Raw genomic sequence first — 16,675 nt, 5'->3', positions numbered from 1 at the left:
CGTCAGTTCTCTCCCGCTTGTTCCGCTGCGCCTTGCTCTGCCGTGACCACCGCGAGTACCTGTGCGGCGTTCACCTTGTCTCCCACGCGAACCGCCACCGTCACCGTGCCGTCGATCGGTGCGGTCAGCGGTTGCTCCATCTTCATGGCCTCGATGATCACCAGGGTCTCGCCCTTGGTGACGGCCTGCCCGTCGGTCACCGGCACCGCGACCACGGCGCCCGGCATCGGGCTGGCCACCTCGCCGTCGTGCGCGCCGTCCCGGTCCTTGGAGGCGCTGCGCGCGAGCGCCAGCTCGAAAGAACCGTCCACACCGCTCACCCAGTAGGTGCCGCCGGTCACCGCGACGGTGACCGGGGAGGTCCGCCCGTCCACGGTGAGCCGGTCACCGTGGAGCCGGGCCGTTCCCGCCCAGTCGATGCCCGGCCCGTGCACCGTGACCGCATCGTGGGCGACGGAAACCGCGACGTCACCGTCGAAGCGGATCACCACCGGCGCGGCGCCGCCGATGCGCCAGCCCGTCTCCGTGCCCCACGGTCCCTCGCCCCGGGAATCGGCCACGGCCCGCAGTCCCGCCGCGGCGTAGGCTCGGGCGGTGGGTTCGGGCCGGGTGTAGCTGGGCGCCAACCGATCCAGCAGCTCGGTGTCGAGATTGCCGGAGATCACATCGGCGTCGTCGAGCACGAACCGGCAGAAGTCGACGTTGGTGCGCAGGCCGGTGAGCTGCGTGGCCGAGAGCGCCTCGTCGAGCCGGCGCAGGGCCTGCTCGCGGTCCGCGGCGTGCACGATCACCTTGGCCAGCATCGGATCGTAATCGCTGCCCACCACGGTCCCGGCCTCGATGCCGGTGTCCACCCGGATGGGACCGCGGCGAGAGTGCCGCGGGTAGCGCAGCCCGGTCACGGTGCCACCGGTGGGGAGGAAGCCCGCGGCCGGGTCCTCGGCGTAGACGCGAGCCTCGACGGCGTGGCCGGTGAGTGTGATGTCGCCCTGCTCGACGCCCAGCACCTCACCGTTGGCGACGCGGATCTGCTGCTCCACCAGGTCGACTCCGGTCACCAGCTCGGTGACGGGGTGCTCCACCTGGAGCCGGGTGTTCATCTCCATGAAGAAGAACTCGTCCGGACGGTGCGCCGAGACGATGAATTCCACGGTGCCCACGCCTGTGTACCCCACCGAGCGGGCGGCGTCGCAGGCGGCGCGCCCGATGCGCTGGCGCGTGGCCTCGTCGAGTAATGCCGACGGGGCCTCCTCGATCACCTTCTGATGGCGGCGCTGCAGCGAGCACTCGCGCTCGCCGAGATGCACCACGTTGCCGTGCTTATCGGCCAGCACCTGCACCTCGATGTGGCGCGGTGTGTCCACGAAGTGCTCCATGAACAGGGTGTCGTCGCCGAAGGCGGCGGCGGCCTCGCGGCGGGCCGCGGCGACCGCGGCGGGCAGGTCCGCCGGGTCCTCCACCCGATGCATGCCCTTGCCGCCACCGCCGGCGCTGGGCTTGATCAGCACCGGGAAGCCGATGTCCTCGGCGGCGGCGATCAGGTCGGCGTCGGTGAGGCCGGGGCGGCTGATGCCCGGGACCACGGGGACGTCCCGCTCGACCACGGCGGCGCGGGCGGTGATCTTGTCGCCCATCGTCTCGATGGCGGCCACCGGCGGGCCGAGGAACTCGATCCCGGCCTCGTCGAGCGCGCGGGCGAAAGCGGCATTCTCGGAGAGGAATCCGTATCCGGGGTGGACGGCATCGGCGCCGGTGGCGCGGGCGGCGTCGACCACGGCGTCGATGCGCAGGTAGCTCTCCGTGGCGGCGGCGGGACCGAGCCGCACGGCCTCGTCGGCCAGCTTCACGTGGCGCGCATCGGCATCGGCGTCCGAGTACACGGCCACGCTGGCGATGCCGAGGTCCCGCAACGTCTCGATCACGCGACAGGCGATCTCGCCGCGGTTGGCGATCAGAACCTTCTCAATCATCTGCTCTCTCACATCCGGAAGACGCCGTAGGAGACCTCGGCGAGCGGCGTGCGCGACGCCGCATCGAGCGCGAGGCCCAGCACGGTGCGGGTGTCGGCGGGGTCGATCACGCCGTCGTCCCACAGCCGGGCCGTGGAGTAGTAGGCCTGGGACTGGCGGTCGAACTGGTCGCGCACCGATTCCTTGAACTCCTCGATCCCGTCCTGATCGCGGCGCACCGAGGCCAGAGTGTCGGCGGCCTGCGGCCCGCCCATCACCGAGATTCGTGCATTGGGCCACATCCACAGGAAGCGGGGCGAATACGCGCGGCCGCACATGGAGTAGTTGCCGGCGCCGAAGGAGCCGCCCACGATCACGGTGAACTTCGGCACCCGCGCGCAGGCGACGGCCGTGACCATCTTGGCGCCGTGCTTGGCGATGCCGCCCTCCTCGTACTGGCGTCCCACCATGAAGCCGGTGATGTTCTGCAGGAAGACCAGTGGGATGCGGCGCTTATCGCACAACTCGATGAAGTGCGCACCCTTCTGGGCGGCCTCGGCGAACAGCACTCCGTTGTTGCCGATGATGCCCACCGGGTGGCCGTGGATCCGGGCGAAGGCGGTCACCAGGGTGGTGCCGAAGTTCTCCTTGAACTCGTCGAATTCGCCACCGTCGACCACGATCTCGATCAGCTTGCGCACGTCGTAACCGATCTTCGGATCGGTGGGCACCACGTCGTAGAGGTCGCTCTGCGGGCGGGCGGCGGGCAGCGCCGGGCGCACGTCCCACTGCCGCTCCCCCTCGGGACCGAGCCGCGCGACGATCTGCCGCACCTTCTCCAGCGCCTCGTCGTCGGAGTCGACGAGGTGGTCGGTGACGCCCGACTTGGTGGAGTGCATGAGACCGCCGCCGAGATCCTCGGCGGTCACGTCCTCGCCGGTGGCGGCCTTCACCAGGGGCGGCCCCGCGAGGAAGATGGTGCCCTGATCGCGGACGATGATGGTCTCGTCGCTCATCGCGGGCACGTAGGCACCGCCGGCGGTGGAACTGCCGAGCACGGCGGCGATCTGCGGGATGCCCGCGGCGCTCATGTTCGCCTGGTTGTAGAAGATGCGGCCGAAGTGCTCGCGGTCGGGGAAGACATCGTCCTGGTTGAGCAGCATGGCGCCGCCGGAGTCCACCAGGTACACGCACGGCAGCCGGTTCTGCATCGCGATCTCCTGCGCGCGCAGGTGCTTCTTGACCGTGATCGGGTAGTAGGTGCCGCCGGAGACGGTGGCGTCATTGGCCACGATCATCACCTGCCGGCCGGACACGGTGCCGATCCCCGCCACGGCACCCGCGGAGGGCGCCTTCCCGTCGTACATGTCCTCGGCGGCGAGCGCGCCGACCTCGAGGAACGGGCTGCCCACATCGAGCAGGCGGCGGATGCGCTCGCGGACCATCAGCTTGCCGCGGCCCTCGTGGCGCTCGCGCGCCCGCTCCCCGCCGCCCTGCGCCACGCGGTCGAGCCGCGCACGCAGGTCGGCGAGGTTCGCCTCGTGCTCCTCACGGAAGGTCACTCCGCACTCCTTTGAGTTAATCGTCACTAACTGACAATCAGGATAGGGGTGATCCGGGTCACCTGTAAAGAGTTTGCGCTTTTCGGCCGCGCGGCGGGGTCAGTCGGCGATGCCGAGCGCGGCCAGCGCCTGCTCGCGCAGCACCGCCCGCAGCCGCGCGGCCGGCAGAGTCGGCAGGCTCGGCGCGGCGTTGAGCAGGCCGAACACCGCGTGCACCCGCGCCCGGTTCTCCACCGGATCGCCGCCCAGGCGGTTCAACTCGTCGGCCCACAGCTCCACGTACTGCCGCTGCAACCGGCGCACCCGGCGCGCCGAATCCGGCGCCAGCGACCACAGGTCGCGGTACTGCACCCGGATCAGGTCCGGCTCGGAGGCGGCGAACTCCACGTGGAAGTCGACCAGATCCACCAGCGCCCGGCGCGGATCGTCACCGCGATCGGCCGCCACGCGCCGCCCGCCCTCGTAGAGGTACTCGGAGATCTCCACCAGCAGCGCCGCCAGCACGTCCTGCTTCCCGGCGAAGTGCCGGTACATCGCGGGGCCGGAAACCCCTGCGGCCGCGCCGATGTCCTCCAGGCGCACGCCCGCGAAGCCGCGCTCCGCCATGAGTTTCGCCGCCGCCGCGAGCAACTCGCGCCGCCGCGCGGCCTTCGCCCGCTCCCGCGCCGTCGTCGGCTGCGCCGCGGGCGCCGCCGACACTCCGGTCGTACCAACCTCCATGGCGGCAGAGTACTCGGCTTGCCCCGCGACAGAGTGCATGTCATCCTTGACCGGCAAGGCGCCATTCGTTCGCTGAGGCTCCTTCGCGGAAACAGGCCAGCGACCCCGAACGTCGAGAGACGCCCCGGGTCAGGACAGGTACATCCGGCTTAAGGGTGTGCCCCGATTGGCTCCCGTACTGCACGTGCGGGTTTACGCCGCGAAGTGCTGAAGGTCTGACGTGGAGGGGCGTGATCTGTTCACCTCCCCTTCACCGGCGCGTGGAACGCGATTCATGGAGGTGATGTCATGTCGGACGACAGTCATAGTCCTCGGCTCGGCGGCATCCGCATCACCCAGGGAACCCGCTGAGCCGCAACACAAATCGGACAGATTTGTCGCGAAATGGTAGCAATCCACCGAGCCTCGCGGCGATCACTGCATTGTCCGGCTGAAATCGCAGGCACGCCACCGTCGCTCCGCTGAGCGGCGGGCAGACGCGTGCCCTCGGCAGGGAGGCCTACGCCCATGCACGTCACCACCAACGTCGACTCGCTCGACATCCTCATCCGGATCCTCGCCAGTCTCGGCTGCGGCACGCTCATCGGCATCGAGCGCCAGTACCGCGCCCGCATGGCGGGACTGCGCACCAATGCGCTGGTCTCGGTGGGGTCCGCACTCTTCGTCGTGCTCTCGGCGTACGGCTTCGCCGGCGGCGATCCCACCCGCGTCGCGGCCCAGATCGTCTCCGGCATCGGCTTCCTGGGCGGTGGTGTGATCCTCCGCGACGGCCTCACCGTGCGCGGCCTCAACACCGCCGCCACGCTGTGGTGCTCCGCCGCCGTCGGCGCGCTGTGCGGTGCGGGACTGTTCCTCCCGGCCATCATGGGCACCGTCGTCGTGATCGTCGTCAACACCGCCCTGCGGACGGTGGGGCACGCGGTCGACCGCGCCCCCGACACCGGCAAGGAGGCGCCCAGCCGCTACGAGTTCGTCGCCGTCACCCGCGACGAGAACGAGTCGCACGTGCGTGTCCTGCTGGTGCAGGCGCTCACCCGCACCGCCTTCCACCTGCAGTCCATCAGCAGCAGCAACACCACCGACGGCCAGGTGGAGGTGCGCGCCACCCTCACCGCCGACGGCCGCGACGATCGCGCGATGGAATCGGCGATCAGCCAGCTGAGCATGGAACCGTCGGTCACCTCGGTCCGCTGGGACGTGCTGCCCGAGCCCCAGGAGGCGGACCTGTGAGCACCACTCCCCTCGCGGGCTCGCTGCTGTCGGCCCGCGGCCGGGCCGAGGGCGGGCGCCGCGGTGCCGGCATCGCGGCCGACATCCTCGTGGTGGCCGGCGCCGCCGCCCTGATCTGGCTGGTGATCCGCGTCGGCCAGGGCATGGACACCCCGATCGATCTGCAGCACGCCGACGCCCGCGTCGACACCGATCCGTCGAACCTGCCGTACTACGCCGCGCGCTCGCTGCTGCGGATGTTCGTCGCGCTCGGCGCCTCGATCGTCTTCACCTTCGCCTACGCCACCCTCGCCGCCCGCTCGCGCCGGGCCCGGGCGGTGCTCATGCCCCTGCTCGACGTGCTGCAGTCGGTCCCGATCCTCGGCTTCCTGTCGATCACGGTCACGCTGTTCATCGCCCTGTTCCCGGGTTCCACCCTGGGCCTGGAGCTGGCCGCCATCTTCGCCATCTTCACCTCGCAGGCCTGGAACATGACCTTCGCCTTCTACCAGAGCCTGATCAGCCAGCCCCGCGATCTCGGCGAGGCGGCCGAGGACATCGGCCTGTCGCGCTGGCAGCGGTTCTGGCGGCTCGACGTGCCCAGCGGCATGATCCCGCTGGTCTGGAACGCCATGATGAGCTTCGGCGGCGGCTGGTTCTTCCTCACCGCCTCCGAGGCGGTCTCGGTGGCGGGCAACGAGTACGCGCTGCCCGGGATCGGCGCGTACGTCGCGAGTGCCTCGGCCGACGGTGACCTGGGCCGGGTGGGCTGGGCCATCGGCGCGATGATCGTGGTGATCGTGGCGGTGAACTTCTTCTTCTGGAGCCCGCTCACCGCCTGGGCGGAGCGGTTCCGGCTCGAGGACTCGGCCACCGGCCGCGAACCGAAGTCGGTGGTGCTCACCGTCTTGCGGCGCTCGCACGCCGCCGATGCCTTCGGTCGCATCGTCAACCCCGTCATCGTCGCCTCCGACCGGTTCTTCGGGATGTTCGGCCGCTCGGCGCCCGCGCACGACGTTCCGCCCGCGCGGCGCCGCATCGGCGACATCGTCTTCGGCGTCGCCGTGCTCGCGGTGGTGGGCTACGGTCTGTGGCGGGCCGCGGAGACGATCCTGCGCGACTCCGGGCTCGACGAGGTGGCCAATGTCTTCCTGCTGGGCCTGGCCACCATGGGCCGCGTCGCGCTGGTGATGATCTTCGCGACCCTGTTCTGGGTGCCGATCGGCGTGATCATCGGCCTCAACCCCAAGCTCAGCCGGGCCCTGCAGCCGTTGATCCAGGTGTGCGCCAGCTTCCCCGCGAACTTCCTGTTCCCGATCATCACCGCCGTCCTGGTGGCGTGGAACATCTCGCTCAACCTGGGCGGTGTGGTCCTCATGGCGCTCGGCACCCAGTGGTACATCCTGTTCAACGTGATCGCGGCGGCCAGCGCCATCCCGGGTGATCTGCTCGAGGCCTCCGACGATATGAACCTGCCCACCTGGATGCGGTGGCGCTACGTACTGCTGCCGGGCATCTTCGCCGGGTACGTGACGGGCGGGATCACCGCGGCCGGCGGCGCCTGGAACGCCTCGATCGTGGCCGAGGTGGTGTCCTACGACGGGGTGACCTATCACGCCTTCGGCCTGGGCGATTACATCGCCGACGCGACCGCCTCGACCGGTCCCGACCACGTCTCCCGGCTGCTGCTCGGAATCATCGTGATGTGCCTGTTCGTGGTGGGCACCAACTCCGCCCTGTGGCGCCGCCTGTACCGGGTGGCCGAACGCCGCTACTCGCTGTAGCGGCCCACCCCTTATTACTAGTAGCCCTTGTCCTCAGGAGTACCTCTCATGACCACCGTCACCCGGCCCGGCGCCGCACCCCTCATCCGTCTGTCCGGCCTCACCAAGAGCTTCGAGGGGGCCGCCGGCGACACCCTCACCGTGCTCGACGACATCGATCTCACGATCGCCGACGGCGAGATCGTGGCCCTGCTCGGCCGGTCCGGCTCGGGCAAGTCGACCCTGCTGCGCATCATCGCGGGGCTGATCCCGCCCTCGTCCGGCACCGTCGAGGCCGACGGTGCGCCCCTGCGCGGACCCAACCCCGGCACGGCCATGGTCTTCCAGTCCTTCGCGCTGATGCCCTGGCTCACCGTCCAGGACAACGTGGAACTGGGGCTGGCCGCCCGGAACGTCCCGCGCGACGAGCGGCAGGCCCGCGCGGTCTCCGCGATCGACACCATCGGGCTGGACGGCTTCGAGTCCGCCTACCCGCGCGAGCTCTCGGGCGGGATGCGCCAGCGCGTCGGCTTCGCCCGCGCGCTGGTGGTGCGGCCCGACCTGCTGCTCATGGACGAGCCCTTCTCCGCACTCGACGTCCTCACCGCGGAGAACCTGCGCGGCGAGCTCGTCGAGCTGTGGACCCAGGACGATTTCCCGATCCGCAGCGTGTGCATCGTGACGCACAACATCGAGGAGGCCGTGCTGCTGGCCGACCGCGTGGTGGTCCTCGGGTCCAAGCCCGGCCGCATCGTGCACGAGACCCGGATCGACATGCCGCGGCCGCGCAACCGCACCTCCGCCGATTTCGAGGCGATCGTCGACGAGCTGTACGAGGCCCTCACCGGCCGCACCGCCGAGATCGAGCACGCACCCGACCCGGGCGAGGCGACGCCGGTGAGCCGTCCGCTGCCCGACGCCACCGTCGGCGGGCTGGCCGGTCTGGTGGAGCTGGTGCACATGCACGACGACCGCGCCGACCTGCCGGACCTGGCGAACGACCTCAACTTCGAGCTCGACGACATCATGCCGCTGGTGGACGCCGCCGCGATGCTGGGCTTCGTCGAGGTCGACAGCAACGACATCAAGATCACCGAGGAGGGGCGCACCTTCGTCGAGGTGCCGCTGTCGGAGGCCGGCGAGGTGTTCGCCCGGCAGGCGTCGCAGCGCGCTCCCCTGGTGCGCACGGTGCTGCGAGCGCTGCGCAGCACCAGTGACGGTGCGCTGCGGCTGGGCTTCTTCCTGGACCTGCTGCGGCGCGGTTTCGGCCCCGAGGACGCGGAGCGGCAGATGCGGATCGCCATCGACTGGGGCCGCTACGGCAGCCTCTATGATTACGACGCCGATGACGACCGGATCCGGCTGGATCCGAAGGCCGAGACCCAATTGTGATCAAAGCCACATTCCGACACTCGGGATCGCAACAGGTTGTCTCGTCGCAATCATTTCGTTATCGTCGACGGGACGCGGATCACGAAGCGGTCACGATGGAGACATCGCCCGGTCACTTCGAGGTCGTCGACAAGCGGTTTCACGAGCGGAGTAGGGCGAGTATGACACGGAGTCGCGAGGAAGCCCGCGAGGTGAGTTTCAGCAGCGCCACGCAGGTTCTCGACCATGAGTCGATCACCGCGATCATCCCCCTCGACGAGATCGAAGCCCGCCTTGAGGCTGCGTACGCCGAGAGCTGGGCCGACGCACCCGAGGGCGAATCGGCGCTCGGCTACCGCCCCACCCATTCGGAGCTCACCCAGGATCTGATGATCCCCGAGGTGCTGTTCACCGGCACCCCGCGTTTCGACGCCCCCGCCGAGGACGACGAGGACACCGCCTTCCTCGCCCCGGTTCCGGAGGTCGCCCCCGAGCTCGCTCCCGCTCCCGTCCGCAAGGGCGCCAAGCACCGTGTCGCCGCACCGCCGCACGCGCTCAAGGGCCGCGCCGCCCTGCTCGCGCTCGCCGCGGGTGCCACCGTCGCCGGTGCCGCCGTGGCCACCACCTCGACCGATGGCCCGGCCACCTCGCAGCAGCCCGTGGTCCCGCCCGCCGGTGGCCCCGAGTCGAACGTCGCCCGCCAGGCTCCGGTTCCCGCCGCGCAGGACATGGATCAGTTCAGCGCCGCGCTCGCCGGCGGCAAGGCCCGCAAGGACGCCGATGACAAGAAGGTCATCGACTCCATGCGCCCGAAGGTCACCGCGCCCGTGAACGGTGCCACGCTCACCTCGAACTTCGGCACCCGCTGGGGCGCCATGCACGGCGGTCTCGACCTCGCCGCGCCGCTCGGCACCCCGCTCTTCGCCGCGGCCGACGGTGTGGTCACCGACGCCGGCCCCGCCTCGGGCTTCGGCATCTGGGTCAAGATCCGCCTGTCCGACGGCACCGTGCTGCTGTACGGCCACATGTACAACGTCAACGTGCAGCCCGGCCAGGTGGTCAAGGCCGGCGATCTCATCAGCTGGGTGGGCAACAACGGCTACTCGACCGGCCCGCACGTGCACTTCGAGGTGCACACCCCCGGCGGCACGAAGCTGGATCCGCAGAGCTGGCTCGCTGAGCGCGGCGTTCGGGTCTAGTCCGCCCCACGATCACAGAGAAGCGGCCCGGGAGATCATCTCCCGGGCCGCTTCTCTCGTTCCGGCTAGAGCTTCTCCATCGGCAGGCCGCCGAAGGTCATCAGGGTGACGGTGCCCGCGGACCCGAAATCGAGCGTGACCCGCTCCATGGGGCCCGTTCCCGTGACCGCGGTGACGGTGCCGAGCCCGAAGGAGTCGTGCGAGACCCGGTCGCCGACACCGAGCGTGAGCTTGTTGGCCCGCCGCGTGGGCTTGGGCGCCTTCTTGCTCTTCCACGCCGCGTCGGAGCTGCCGCGCTTGTCACCCCAGGTGCGCTGGCCGCCCCACGATTCCCGGTCTCCGCCGAAGACACCGCGGGAACCGCCGAACTGCGAGCGCGCGGGTTCCGTACGGCGCCAGTCGATCAGGTGCTGCGGGATCTCGGCGAGGAACCGTGATTCCGGGTTCTGCATGGGGTCGCCCCAGGTGGAGCGGATCATCGCGCGGGAGACGTAGAGCCGCTCGCGGGCACGGGTGATGCCCACGTAGGCGAGGCGCCGTTCCTCGGCCAGTTCGTTCTCGTCGCCGAGGGCGCGCATGTGCGGGAACTGGCCGTCCTCCCAGCCGGTCACGAAGACCACCGGGAACTCCAGCCCCTTCGCGGTGTGCAGGGTCATCAGGGTGACGACGCCCGCATCGTCGTCCGGGACCTGGTCGGCGTCGGCCACCAGCGAGACGCGTTCGAGGAAGGCGGCCAGTGAGCCGGGTTCGGGCGTGCCCTCCTCGACGATGGCGTCGGTGAAGTCCTGCGCGGAGAACTCGCGGGCCACGCTGATGAGCTCCTCGATGTTCTCCAGGCGCGCACCGTCCTGCGGATCGGACGAGCCCTCGAGTTCGGCGCGGTAGCCCGTCTTCTCGACCACCGCGTCGAGCAGGTCACCGATATCGGATTCTTCGTCGGCCGCGATCCGGCGCAGCTCCGTCATGAGGCCGGAGAAGGTGGCGATGGCGTTGCGGGAGCGTGGATTCAGCATCGCGACGCCGCCGTCGACCGCGTCCTCGATGGCCTGGTTGAAATTGGTCCCGCGGTTCTCGGCGTGCACGGTGAGGCAGGCCTGTGCGCGGTCACCGATGCCGCGGCGCGGGGTGTTGACGATGCGCTGCAGGCTCACGGTGTCGTTCGGATTGTCGATGGCGCGCAGGTACGCCACCAGGTCGCGCACCTCCTTGCGCTCGTAGAAGCGCACGCCGCCGACCACCTTGTACGGCACGCCGTGGCGGATGAACACCTCTTCCAACACGCGCGCGGCGGTGTTGGTGCGGTAGAACACGGCCACGTCGCTGTACTTGATGCCGTTGTCGGAGAGCGCATCGATCTCGGACACCACGAAGCTGGCCTCGTCGTGCTCGTTGTCGGCCACGTAGCCGGTGATGAGCGCACCGTCGCCCTGGTCGGTCCACAGCTTCTTCTCGCGGCGGCCGGTGTTCCGCGAGATCACGGCGTTCGCGGCCGAGAGGATGGTCTGGGTGGAGCGGTAGTTCTGCTCCAGCAGAATGGTTTCCGCGTTCGGGAAGTCCCGTTCGAATTCCTCGATGTTGCGGATGGTGGCGCCGCGGAAGGCGTAGATCGATTGATCGGCGTCGCCCACCACGCACAGTTCCGACGGCGGCACGGCGTCGCCCTCGTCACCGTCGGCGGTCTCCACGCCCACCAGCTCGCGCACCAGGACGTACTGGGCGTGGTTGGTGTCCTGGTACTCGTCGACGAGGACGTGCCGGAAACGACGGCGGTAGTACTGCGCCACATTGGGGTGCGCCTGCAGCAGGCCCACGGTCTCGCCGATCAGATCGTCGAAGTCGAAGGCGTTCGCGCTGCGCAGCCGGGCCTGGTACGTGCCGAAGACCTCGGCGACGGTGACGGCGAAGGGCTCGCCCGTCTTCGCCGCATCGGCGGCGGCGTCCTCGGGGCCGATCAGCTCGTTCTTGAGGTTGGAGATCTGGGTGGCCAGCGCGCGCGGCGCGAACTTCTTCGCGTCCAGCCCCATGTCCTTGACGATCATGGTGAGCAGGCGCCGCGAATCGTCGGCATCGTAGATGGAGAAGTTCGAGTTCATCCCGGGCAGCAGGCCCGCCTGGGCGCGCAGGATGCGCACGCACGTGGAGTGGAAGGTGGACACCCACATGGTGTTGGCGCGGGGGCCGATCAGCTGCGCCACGCGCTCGCGCATCTCGGCCGCGGCCTTGTTGGTGAAGGTGATGGCCAGGATCTGGCCGGGGTGCATGCCGCGGGCGGCCAGCAGGTAGACGATGCGGCGGGTGAGCACGGCCGTCTTGCCGGAGCCCGCGCCCGCCACGATGAGCAGCGGCGAGCCCTCGTGCAGGACGGCCGCCTGCTGCTGTGGGTTCAGCCCCTCCAGTAGCTCCTGCCCTCGTTCCTGCTTCTCCTGCGGCCGGGAGAAGGGCTTGCGCTGGCGGAGTCCGGACTGCTGCGGTGCTGCTTCATTCATCTCCCATCCAGCCTAGCCGCCGGGTCCGACAGGTTCCGGCGACGGCTCGGCCCGCCCCTTCGCGAAACTGCACCCCAGCGGGCGGCCGTGGACACTATGGCCGCAGTCGCCCGCTGGGGTGCAGTTTCGCGATGGAGGGCGGACGGGTCCGGCAGCCTGCCGGACCCGTCCGCCTTCGCGATTCCTCGGCCGATCAGGCAGCCGCAGCCGTCTCGACGCCCGCGCCGTCCGACGCACTGCCGCCGGCCGCCGAGCCCGCGCTGCTGTCGGCACCGGAGGTCCCCTCGGAGGAACCACCGGTCGTCGGGGTCTCGATCGTCGGGACCTCAGCCTTCGGCGTCTCGACGGGCGTCTCCGCCTTCGGCGTCTCGGTCTTCGGCGTCTCGGTCTTCGGCGTCTCGACCTTGGGCGTCTCCACCTTCGGCGTCTCGACGACCGGGGTCTCGACCTTCGGCGTCTCGACGACGGGCTTCTCGGGCGTCTCCGCCTTCGACGTCGCGGGCGTCACCGACGACCCACCGGACACCGCCGCAGTTGAATTCGCGGAGCCGGCCGCGGAATCGCTCACGGCGACGGGTGCCACCGTGTCACCCGAGGCCCGAGCGACCCCGGGCGCGGGCGCCTTGCCGGACGCGCCGTCGATGAACGACTTGGTGACACTGAGCAATGCCGGCAGCAGTCCCGGCGAGAACTCCTCGCCCGGGGCGAAGATGCCGTTCACCACAGTGCCGAGCGAGGTGGCGATGCCTGCGGACACGGCCTGGAGCACGGCGAACGGATCGCCGGCCATCAGGGCCTTGCCCACCTTTTCGAGCTCGGCCAAGGGCACGGCGCCGAGATCGCGGGTGAAGTTGTACGCACCGAGGGTGAGCCGCAGCAGGTCGTTCGAGGCGGCGTCGAGCCCCTTGCCGAGCGGTCCGAGGAACGGGTTGAGCACGGTCCCCGTCTGCAGCACACCGGCACCCAGACCCAGCACCACGGCGCCGAGCACACCGTGGATCTTGGTGTAGGAGAACGACAATTCGCCCTTGGGCAGGTTCTTGGTGAAGACCTCGACCAGCGAGGGCAGGCCGTATTCGCCGGTCAGTCCCTCGGTGACCGCCTTGAACGTGTCCTGCCAGATCTTGCCGATCTCCTGCAGCTGCGGGAGGCCGGGGAACGCGGGCACCGCGGTGGGCGAGGCCGCCAGGGTGGCGGCGGAGGCCGGACCGAAGGACACCGGCGTGCCGTCCTTGGTGGCGAAGGGGCCCTTGGTGGCCCATTCCGATCCGGCGAGGCCGGAGATGATCGCGGGGACCAGCCCGGTGATGCCCTTGACCACACCGAAATCGCCGAACAGCGATTCGACGGTGAACTCGCCGACCTTGCGGGCGGTGCCGATGAGGGCGTTGACGGCCCCGACGGGGTCGCCGGCGGTGAGCGCCTTGGTGGCGGCGCCGATCCCGTCGAGCAGGTGCGCGGGCAGGGTCACGACGGTGGCGAGCGGCGGCAGGACCAGCCCGATGATCGGCAGCATGGCGGCCTGGAAGGCATCGGCCAGCGGTCCGATCTGCGGCCCGAGCTGGTTCATGATCGGCGTCATACCGTTGAGCAGGGCGCCGAGAACGGGGCCGGTGAAGGTGTTCGCGACGGCCTGCCAGGCGTCGCCGTACTTCCCGGCGGCGATCAGCTTCTGGGCCTCCGCGAGTGCGCCGGGAAGATCGTCGCCGATGCTGGTGATGATCTGCTGGGCGCCCTCCGCGAGGACACCGCCGATCACGGTGACGTTGCCGACCTGGTCGCTGACCAGCTTGATGACGCCCGTCAGTGGATCCTTGACGAACTTCATGCCGGAGTCCACGGCCCAGTTGGCGAGGGCGCTCGCGGCGCCGCCGATGTCCTTGACGATCGGCGGGACGGTGGGCGCGGTGACCCCGGCGGCGGAGGCCGCCATCGGGGTGACCGCCAGCGTGGCCGCGGTGAGGATCGCCACGCCCGCCCCGGCGTAGCGCGTCGAAGCGGGGGATTGAACTGCGAGGTTCATGAGCACAAGCCCTTCGAAATGAGAGGTGACGCCGATCACACACGGATCGGACTCCGCGAAAATATCCCCACTGTGGCTATTTCGCGGCACATTGAAAGAAGCTTTGCGACACCAAACGCTCAACTGTCGCAGCGACCGACATCGCCGCAGCTCACGGCGATGTTTACGGGTATAGAAACGTGATTTCCGACGCCGGATCAGGCCTCATCGCTCGGGCGCCGAGGCCGGAATCAGGAGCCCGACGGGTCCGCCGCTCACGCACGCGACGAGTCCCGGCGACTCCGCCCGGGCCAGCAAACCGCCGCCCGCACCGGGCACCCGGACGTACAGCGTGTGCGGCCCCCGCTGGACGGGAACCCGCACGGGAGCCCCCGCGCGTTCCTGCTGCAGCACGAGCACACCGTCCTCCGCGGCGAGGTAGTTGACCTGCACCACCCATTCCCAGTAGGCCAGCGGCCCCTCGTACTGCAGGAGGACGGGCGCACCGTCGACCCGGGTGCCGCACCCGGGCACGTCCCCGACGGGCACCGACCGGACGCGGCTCACCCGGCCCGGCACGAACCGGCCCTGCCGATCGACGACGGTGGCCTCGGGCGAGGAGGTCCCGAACCGCGGCCGCTGCGCGGTGGTGGCCAGGAGGTGCGAGAGCGTGTTGTCCGGGTACGCGAGGCGGGCGATGACGTCGGTGCTGATCTCCTGATCGAGCATCGGCCGGCCGGCGTACGCCCGCGAGCCCTCGCGCACCTGCTCCAGGTATGAGCCGGTGGGGTTGTCCGCCCAGACCGGCGCGAACCGCACGGTGCTGGCGCTCGCGCTGACGGCGAAGACCAGCACCACCGCCGCCCACAGGCGCGGATCGAGCCGCCGACGCCGGGTGCGCGCCGTGATCACCAGCGCCCCGGCCAGCGCGAGCACCCACGCGAAATCGGCGAAGTACCGCAGCGACAGCGGCAACAGCGTGGACGTGTACTCCGAGCTGCGCAGGAAGAAGACCGGCGCCAGCGATGCCACGAAGTACGCGGCCGCCGCGCCCCAGGCGGCCAGGCCGCGCGGCGCCCGCCACCAGGTGACTCCGACGATCGCGACGATCGCGAGCAGGCCGATCACCGTGATCGCGACGTTCGGCACCACGACGGGCGGCCCCGGGTTCTCCCGCGTCCACGTCCACGGGCCGCCGAGCGCCGCGGGCGCCAGCACCGAGTTCACGGACCGGAACAGCGCGGAGAAGGTGAACGACACGGTGTGCTCCCCCGGCCGCGACGCGGTGATCGTGGACCAGAGCGCGAACCAGCAGACCACGATCAGCCCGTACCCCGCCCACAGCCACCGTCCCCGGCGCAGCGCCGGTCGCACCGCGTGACCGCGCACGTACCGTGCCAGGACCACGGCGGCCACGGCGACGAACGGGATCGCGAGGGCCTTCTCGAAGAACAGCAGGGAGACCAGCACCGCGGCGATCGCCCACAGCCCGGACCGCCGGTTGCCGCGCACGTACCGCACCGTCTCGGCCACCGCCACCGCCAAGCCGATCTGCAGCGGCAGGGCGTTGAGGCCGGACGCCCACCAGGCCATGGCGGGCAGCGTGAGCGGGGACAGCAGGAAGAAGACGAAGGGCACCAGGATGATCGGGCGGCGGCCGGCCACCACCACGAGCGCGCGGAGCGTGGCCAGCGAAGCGAGCAGCTGCAGCACCAGCAGGGTGCCGGCCGCGGCGGGCCAGCTCAGCGGCGCGAGCTTGGCGGTGAGTGCGGCGGTGAACAGTGCGGCGGGCATGAGATGCCCGTCGTAGTCGACGAACCACGCGCCCGGGTCACCCAGCGCCTGCCCGGACCGTCCCAGGAAGACCACGTCGTCCCAGTAGAAGCCGCCCCGGGCGAGCACGTATCCGCGCACCAGCAGCTGCAGGCACAGCAGCAGCACCGCGCCGCCCCACAGCAACCGGTGGGGCCGCGTCACGGGCGAACGGAGGTGGCGAGGCACGGTCCCCGATCGTATGCGGCGCGACTGTGGAAAACTTCACCCCATGAGCACACCCGACAGCACCGGCGGCGGCACGCCCCTCGCCGAGGAGGAGATCGCCGCGCTGCGCGAGGAGATCGACCGGCTGGACGCCGAGATCCTCGCCGCGATCAAGCGCCGCACCGAGGTGTCCCGGATCATCGGCCGCACGCGGATGGCGTCGGGCGGGCCCCGGCTGGTGCACTCGCGCGAGATGAAGGTGCTCGACCGGTTCTCGGAGCTGGGCCGGGAGGGCCACACGCTCGCCATGCTGCTGCTGCGACTGGGCCGGGGGCCGCTGGGGCGCTAGTGCCGCAGCACACCGCTTCGCGCCCGTCAAGAGCCTCGCGCACACTGACGAAAAACCCCAGGTTGCGAGCGGTTTTTCCAGCATT

General features: G+C 70.2%; 11 protein-coding genes and 1 riboswitch. Of the genes, 5 read left to right on the top strand and 6 right to left on the bottom strand.

Annotated elements, in window-relative coordinates; genetic code table 11:
* Window positions 1–2 precede the first annotated feature (2 nt).
* The 3 genes from TTY48_RS13820 to TTY48_RS13810 all read right to left on the bottom strand — a co-directional run bounded on the left by TTY48_RS13820 (window position 3) and on the right by TTY48_RS13810 (window position 4,231).
* A complete protein-coding gene (locus TTY48_RS13820) occupies window positions 3–1,970 on the bottom strand; it encodes a biotin carboxylase N-terminal domain-containing protein (protein WP_220658029.1) in 1,968 nt (655 codons plus the stop codon).
* Window positions 1,971–1,978: 8 nt separating this feature from the next.
* Entirely contained in the window at window positions 1,979–3,511 is a 1,533-nt protein-coding gene (locus TTY48_RS13815; protein WP_220658028.1) for a carboxyl transferase domain-containing protein, read from the bottom strand.
* A gap of 99 nt (window positions 3,512–3,610) precedes the next feature.
* Window positions 3,611–4,231 carry a TetR/AcrR family transcriptional regulator gene (locus tag TTY48_RS13810; RefSeq protein ID WP_220658027.1) on the bottom strand — a complete coding sequence of 207 codons (621 nt, stop codon included), beginning with the start codon at window positions 4,229–4,231 and terminating at the stop codon, window positions 3,611–3,613.
* 57 nt (window positions 4,232–4,288) lie between these two features.
* Window positions 4,289–4,464: riboswitch (M-box (ykoK) riboswitch) on the top strand.
* A 274-nt stretch (window positions 4,465–4,738) separates the two neighbouring features.
* Between TTY48_RS13810 and TTY48_RS13805 the strand changes: the two genes are divergently transcribed.
* The 4 genes from TTY48_RS13805 to TTY48_RS13790 all read left to right on the top strand — a co-directional run bounded on the left by TTY48_RS13805 (window position 4,739) and on the right by TTY48_RS13790 (window position 9,773).
* Complete coding sequence (locus TTY48_RS13805) at window positions 4,739–5,461, top strand: MgtC/SapB family protein (RefSeq protein WP_220658026.1); 723 nt, start codon at window positions 4,739–4,741, stop codon at window positions 5,459–5,461.
* Window positions 5,458–7,224: an ABC transporter permease subunit gene (locus tag TTY48_RS13800; protein ID WP_255585674.1), complete on the top strand. Its 1,767-nt coding sequence runs from the start codon at window positions 5,458–5,460 to the stop codon at window positions 7,222–7,224. The genes TTY48_RS13805 and TTY48_RS13800 overlap by 4 nt, the downstream gene beginning before the upstream one ends.
* Window positions 7,225–7,272: 48 nt before the next feature.
* Window positions 7,273–8,595 carry a nitrate/sulfonate/bicarbonate ABC transporter ATP-binding protein gene (locus TTY48_RS13795; RefSeq protein WP_220658025.1) on the top strand — a complete coding sequence of 441 codons (1,323 nt, stop codon included), beginning with the start codon at window positions 7,273–7,275 and terminating at the stop codon, window positions 8,593–8,595.
* Between the two features lie 191 nt (window positions 8,596–8,786).
* Window positions 8,787–9,773 carry a M23 family metallopeptidase gene (locus TTY48_RS13790; protein ID WP_220658024.1) on the top strand — a complete coding sequence of 329 codons (987 nt, stop codon included), beginning with the start codon at window positions 8,787–8,789 and terminating at the stop codon, window positions 9,771–9,773.
* A gap of 65 nt (window positions 9,774–9,838) precedes the next feature.
* On the opposite strand, the gene pcrA is transcribed toward TTY48_RS13790, so the two are convergent.
* The 3 genes from pcrA to TTY48_RS13775 all read right to left on the bottom strand — a co-directional run bounded on the left by pcrA (window position 9,839) and on the right by TTY48_RS13775 (window position 16,262).
* The gene (gene pcrA / locus TTY48_RS13785) at window positions 9,839–12,259 is read right to left on the bottom strand and encodes a DNA helicase PcrA (protein ID WP_255585673.1); all 2,421 of its coding nucleotides are present in this window, start codon (window positions 12,257–12,259) and stop codon (window positions 9,839–9,841) included.
* 193 nt (window positions 12,260–12,452) lie between these two features.
* A complete protein-coding gene (locus tag TTY48_RS13780; RefSeq protein ID WP_220658023.1) occupies window positions 12,453–14,282 on the bottom strand; it encodes a hypothetical protein in 1,830 nt (609 codons plus the stop codon).
* A gap of 204 nt (window positions 14,283–14,486) precedes the next feature.
* Window positions 14,487–16,262: a hypothetical protein gene (locus tag TTY48_RS13775; protein ID WP_220658022.1), complete on the bottom strand. Its 1,776-nt coding sequence runs from the start codon at window positions 16,260–16,262 to the stop codon at window positions 14,487–14,489.
* Between the two features lie 43 nt (window positions 16,263–16,305).
* Between TTY48_RS13775 and TTY48_RS13770 the strand changes: the two genes are divergently transcribed.
* Window positions 16,306–16,590 carry a chorismate mutase gene (locus tag TTY48_RS13770; RefSeq protein WP_013127915.1) on the top strand — a complete coding sequence of 95 codons (285 nt, stop codon included), beginning with the start codon at window positions 16,306–16,308 and terminating at the stop codon, window positions 16,588–16,590.
* The last annotated feature ends 85 nt before the right edge of the window (window positions 16,591–16,675 follow it).

It is taken from the genome of Tsukamurella sp. TY48 (assembly GCF_019656655.1).
GTDB lineage: Bacteria > Actinomycetota > Actinomycetes > Mycobacteriales > Mycobacteriaceae > Tsukamurella > Tsukamurella strandjordii.
This window is presented reverse-complemented; position numbering and strand designations above follow the sequence as displayed.